The sequence below is a fragment of the Bifidobacterium sp. genome (assembly GCF_022640935.1).
In the GTDB taxonomy this organism is placed as follows: Bacteria; Actinomycetota; Actinomycetes; order Actinomycetales; family Bifidobacteriaceae; genus Bifidobacterium.
This window is the reverse complement of the sequence record NZ_JALCCV010000003.1, coordinates 136186-142185: the sequence shown is the minus strand read 5'-3', so window position 1 is coordinate 142185 and position 6000 is coordinate 136186. Positions and strand designations below refer to the sequence as shown.

The 6000-nt window shown below is 60.7% G+C and carries 3 protein-coding genes; all 3 read left to right on the top strand.

Translation table 11 applies throughout. The features are described 5' to 3' along the window. The coding region (locus LKG04_RS02200) for a phosphoketolase (protein ID WP_291763198.1) at positions 1-2455 on the top strand (2455 nt) is incomplete at its 5' end. Positions 2456-2881: 426 nt separating this feature from the next. Continuing rightward, positions 2882-4564 carry a phosphate acetyltransferase gene (gene pta / locus LKG04_RS02195; RefSeq protein WP_291758983.1) on the top strand — a complete coding sequence of 561 codons (1683 nt, stop codon included), beginning with the start codon at positions 2882-2884 and terminating at the stop codon, positions 4562-4564. Positions 4565-4716: 152 nt separating this feature from the next. After that, entirely contained in the window at positions 4717-5946 is a 1230-nt protein-coding gene (locus LKG04_RS02190) for an acetate/propionate family kinase (RefSeq protein WP_291758986.1), read from the top strand. Positions 5947-6000: the final 54 nt, after the last annotated feature.

Sequence of the window (6000 nt, the reverse complement as noted above, 5' to 3'; positions counted from 1 at the left end):
CCCTTGGAAGAAGCTTGACGCTCCGGTTTCCGAGGACGCCCTCGAAGGCGTGGACAAGTATTGGCGCGCTGCCAACTATCTGTCCATCGGCCAGATTTATCTTCGTAGCAATCCCTTGATGAAGGAGCCTTTCACGCGTGAAGACGTGAAGCACCGTCTGGTGGGTCATTGGGGAACCACCCCGGGCCTGAACTTCCTCATCGGCCACATCAACCGTCTCATCGCCGATCATCAGCAGAACACGGTGATCATCATGGGACCAGGCCACGGCGGCCCTGCGGGCACTGCGCAGTCCTATATCGACGGCACCTACACCGAGTATTTCCCGAACATTACGAAGGACGAGGCCGGACTGCAGAAGTTCTTCCGCCAGTTCTCCTATCCCGGCGGCATCCCCTCCCACTTCGCGCCCGAGACCCCGGGCTCGATCCATGAGGGCGGCGAGCTGGGCTACGCACTGAGCCATGCCTATGGCGCCATCATGAACAACCCGAGCTTGTTCGTGCCGGCCATCGTCGGCGACGGCGAAGCCGAGACCGGCCCGCTTGCCACCGGCTGGCAATCCAACAAGCTCGTCAATCCGCGCACCGATGGAATCGTGCTGCCGATCCTGCACCTCAATGGCTACAAGATCGCCAACCCCTCCATCCTTTCGCGCATCTCCGACGAAGAGCTGCACGACTTCTTCCACGGCATGGGCTACGAGCCCTACGAGTTCGTCGCCGGCTTCGACGATGAGAGCCACCAGTCGATCCACCGTCGCTTCGCCGACCTGTTCGAGTCCGTCTTCGACGAGATCTGCGACATCAAGGCCGCGGCCCAGACCGATGACATGACCCGCCCATTCTACCCGATGATCATCTTCCGCACCCCCAAGGGCTGGACCTGCCCGAAGTTCATCGACGGCAAGAAGACCGAGGGTTCCTGGCGCGCCCATCAGGTTCCGCTGGCTTCCGCCCGCGACACCGAAGCGCACTTCGAAGTTCTCAAGAACTGGCTGGAGACCTACAAGCCCGAAGAGCTCTTCGACGAGAGCGGCGCGCTCAGGGACGATGTCACCTCCTTCATGCCTGAAGGCGAGCTGCGCATCGGCGAGAACCCGAACGCCAACGGCGGCCGTATCCGCGAGGATCTCAAGCTGCCCAAGCTCGAGGACTACGAGGTCAAGGAAGTCCAGGAGTACGGCCACGGCTGGGGCCAGCTCGAGGCGACCCGTCGCCTCGGCCTGTACACCCGCGACATCATCAGGCTCAATCCGGATTCCTTCCGTATCTTCGGACCGGACGAAACCGCGTCGAACCGTCTGCAGGCCGCATATGAGGTGACGAACAAGCAGTGGGACGCCGGCTATCTCTCGGCTCAGGTCGACGAGCACATGGCCGTCACCGGCCAGGTCACCGAGCAGCTTTCCGAGCATCAGATGGAAGGCTTCCTCGAGGGCTATCTGCTCACCGGCCGCCACGGCATCTGGAGCTCCTACGAGTCCTTCGTGCACGTGATCGACTCCATGCTCAATCAGCATGCGAAGTGGCTTGAGGCCACTGTGCGCGAGATCCCATGGCGCAAGCCTATCTCCTCGATGAACCTGCTGGTCTCCTCGCACGTGTGGCGCCAGGATCACAACGGCTTCTCGCATCAGGATCCGGGCGTGACCTCGCTGCTGCTGAACAAGACCTTCAACAACGACCACGTCGTGAACATCTACTTCCCGGTCGATGCCAACATGCTGCTGGCCGTCGGCGAACGAGTGTTCAAGTCGACCAATCAGATCAACGCGATTATCGCCGGCAAGCAGCCGGCGGCTACCTGGCTGTCCCTCGATGAAGCCCGTGCGGAGCTCGAAAAGGGCGCTGCCGAGTGGAAGTGGGCGTCGAACGTCGAAAGCAACGACGAGGTGCAGGTTGTTCTCGCCGCCGCGGGTGATGTCCCGACCCAGGAACTGATGGCAGCAGCCGACAAGCTCAGCGCTTTCGGCATCAAGTACAAGGTTGTCAACGTGGTGGATCTGCTCAAGCTGCAGTCCGCCAAGGAGAATAACGAGGCCCTCTCCGACGAGGAGTTCGCTGATCTGTTCACCGCCGACAAGCCGGTGTTGTTCGCCTACCACTCCTATGCGCATGACGTGCGCGGCCTGATCTACGATCGCCCGAACCACGACAATTTCAACGTTCACGGCTACAAGGAACAGGGCTCGACCACCACGCCTTACGACATGGTGCGCGTCAACGACATCGACCGCTATGAGCTCACCGCCGAGGCGCTGCGCATGGTGGACGCCGACAAGTTCGCCGCCGATATCGACAAACTGGAGGCCTTCCGTGACGAAGCCTTCCAGTTCGCGGTCGACAAGGGCTATGACCACCCGGATTACACCGACTGGGTGTGGTCGGGCGTCAAGACCGAGAAGGCTGGCGCGGTCACCGCGACCGCTGCCACCGCAGGCGACAACGAGTAATCTTGCGATGCGTTTGCAAAAACCAAACGCTGACAAGGTAACGATGTTGGCGCTATAACGGCGTTGATACCGCAATGGCGAGGGAGGGGCACCAGGCAGACTTGGTGTCCCTCCCTCGCCATATCTTTCGCTGCTGCGTATGCTCGCACATTGCCGTGACCAAGGTTGCCGTGCCTCAGGGCATAGTATTTGGCCTCGTCAGCCGCTCATGCTTCGCCGTGCGGTTTGCATTTTCCCGCTGAGTTTGTCAGCGCATATCTCACTTATAGATCAAGTTCCCACGCATATTCCCATGTACACGGGCGAAACGCCGATGCCTCGCCTGCATCTACAATAAATATGCGGCCTGCGTAAACAGGCCTGAACAATCGACAAAGACATCGATACCATGACGCATCGTTTCGATGCGCAAAGGAGCGTTTCATCGTGACCACCACTGCCATCTATATCGCCAGCCCTGAAGGGGCCAACGGTCGTAATGTCGCGGCCTATGGCGTACTCAAGGTTCTCGCCTCAAACTATCGCACCGGCGTATTCCGGCCGGTAGCATGCAGGAAAGAGACCTTTACCCCGGTTCTGCTCGATGCTGCAAACGCTGACCAGAACCTTGACGAGGTGCGCGCTGCGTGCCCGTGCCACGCACGCAAAGACAAGGCCGGGGCGCGCGGCGATATCGTGGCAGCATACCAGCATGCCGTACAGGCTGCGCAGGCAGAACGCATGGTCATTATCGGTTCCGACAAATCAGCGGTCTATGACCCCGAAAACTTTGTATTTAACGCCATGATTTCAGCTGACCTCAAAGCCCCTGTGTTTCTGGCGGTCTGCACGATTTCGCGCAATGGAAAGCAGGTCAAGCAAACGGTTGAAGCCTGCGCAGCGACTATCGAGCAGGCTGGATCCAAGGTCGTCGGCGTATTCGTGACCGGCTGCACCGGCGACAAAGCCGCAGAAGCCAAAGAGGCCCTGGCCGACTCCCCCGTGCCGGTGTGGACCTTGCCGAAAATGGATTTCCCGAGCGACTCCGATCCGGATGCTGCAGCCAAGGTCGAGGCCATCTTCCGCAGCAATGTGCCGGAAGAAGAACTCCTCCGCGCATTGGACGAGCCTTTCGCTGCGCCGATTACACCATATGCGTTCCAGAACGAACTGCTCGCCAAGGCCAAATCGGCCAAGAAGACCATCGTATTGCCCGAAGGCTCGGAGGATCGCATTCTCGAGGCAGCCGACTATTTGTTGAAACGAGATATCGTCGACCTCATCATCGTGGGCGATAAAGGCGCAATCCTCTCCCGCGGCAAGGAGCTAGGGCTCAATTCGCTGGGCAAGGCCGCCTATCAGGCCATGGACGATGAGACGGTGCTGGGGCCGATGGTCGCCAAACTGTGCGAGTTGCGCGCCAAGAAGGGCATGACCGAGGAACAGGCGCGCAAGCAGCTGGGCGATGCGAGCTACTTCGGCACGATGCTCGTCGTGCTCGGCAAGGCGGACGGCTTGGTCTCGGGCTCGATCAACTCCACTGCCAACACCGTGCGCCCGGCGCTGCAGGTCATCAAGACTAAGCCCGGCGCCTCGCTGGTTTCCGGCGCCTTCCTCATGTGCTTCAAGGACCATGTCGCGCTGTTCGCCGATTGCGCGATCAACCTCAATCCGAGCGCCGAGCAGCTGGCCGACATCGCCATCCAGTCGGCCGCGACAGCCAAGGCCTTCGGCATCGACCCCAAGGTAGGCATGCTGTGCTATTCGACGCTCGGCTCGGGCAAGGGCCCGGACGTCGATCTGGTCGAGCAGGCCACGGCCATCGTCAAAGAAAAGGCCCCCGGGCTTCCGGTCGTCGGCTCCATCCAGTTCGACGCCGCCTGGTCCCCTACTGTGGCGGTGGCGAAAGCGAAGGGCAACGAAGTCGCCGGGCATGTCAACGTCTTTGTCTTCCCCAGTTTGGCAGCCGGCAACATCGCTTACAAGGCGGTGCAACGCACTTCAGGCGCGATCGCCATCGGGCCGGTGCTGCAGGGACTGAACAGACCAGTCAACGATCTATCACGCGGCGCCTTGGTCGAGGATATCGTCAACACGGTGGCGCTTACCGCGGTGGAAGCCCAGCGGTGAGGAATGCAGTGATGATAATGCTGCGGTGAGGCACTCGGCAACCAGGCAAAACTCAATCGGTTGTAGCCGCTGGCGAGTACTCTTGGGGTTTGGCAGCCGTGCATCCTCGCGCGGATCGTATGCAATTCAATTCAACATGGAGGAAGCCCACAATGGCGAAAACCGTCCTTGTCATCAATTCCGGTTCCAGCTCGATCAAATATCAGCTGGTGGATCTGGAGACTGGCGAAGGCCTGGCCTCCGGTCTGGTCGAGAAAATCGGCGAACCGATCGACGGTCATTACAAGCATGAGTTCAACGGCGAGAAGCACGAGCTGGAAGAGCCCATTCATGATCATGAGCAGGGTCTGAAGCGTGTCCTCGAGCTCTTCGGCGAGTTCGGTCCCAAGCTGGAGGAGGCGGGCATCGTCGCCGTCGGCCATCGCGTGGTTCAAGGCGGATCGGTTTTCCCCAAGCCGGCGCTGGTCAACACCAAGACCATCGGCAAGGTCAAGGATCTCGCCGTGCTCGCCCCGCTGCACAACGGTCCCGAGGCAATCGGCGCCGAAGTCATGACCGCCTTGCTGCCTGATGTGCCGCAGGTCTTCGTCTTCGATTCCTCCTTCTTCTTCCAGCTGCCCAAGGAAGCCAGCACCTACGCGCTGAACAAGGACATCGCCGAGAAGTACCATATTCGTCGCTATGGCGCGCACGGCACTTCGCACGAGTACATCGGCTCCGTGGTTCCCGGCATCGTTGGCAAGCCTGCCGAAGGCCTCAAGCAGATCGTGCTGCACATCGGCAACGGCGCTTCGGCTTCGGCACAGGTCTCCGGCCGCCCGATCGACACTTCGATGGGCCTCACTCCGCTCGAAGGCCTGGTCATGGGCGGGCGCACCGGCGATATCGACCCGGCCGTCGTCTTCCATCTGATCCGCAACGCCCATATGAACGTCGACGAGCTGGACACGCTGTTCAACAAGCGTTCCGGCATGATGGGCATGACCGGCTTCGGCGACATGCGCGAGGTCCATCGTCTCATCGCGGAGGGCAATGAGGACGCCAAGCTCGCGCTGGCCGTCTACATCCACCGCATCGTCGGCTACGTCGGCAACTACACCGCGCAGATGGGCGGCCTCGACGTGCTGACCTTCACCGCCGGCGTCGGCGAGAACGACGAGATCGTGCGCCGCGCCGTGTGCGAGAAGCTCGCCCCCTTCGGCGTCAAGCTCGACGATGCGAAGAACAACACGCGCTCGAAAGAGCCGCGCATCATCTCTACGCCCGACAGCAAGGTCATCGTCGCTGTAATCCCGACGAACGAAGAGCTTGCCATCGCCCGCAAGGCCGATGCGATCGCGATCGAGGGCAAGGATTCCTACGGCAACGTCTTCACGCGCTGATATGCGTTGATTTTCCGCGCCCAACGTGATTGCTCTAGGCGCATAGTGACGAAT

What these genes read in the sequence shown, in the direction of transcription:
- LKG04_RS02190 (WP_291758986.1), top strand. Translation starts at nt 4,717, where the DNA reads ATGGCGAAAACCGTCCTTGTCATCAATTCCGGTTCCAGCTCGATCAAA.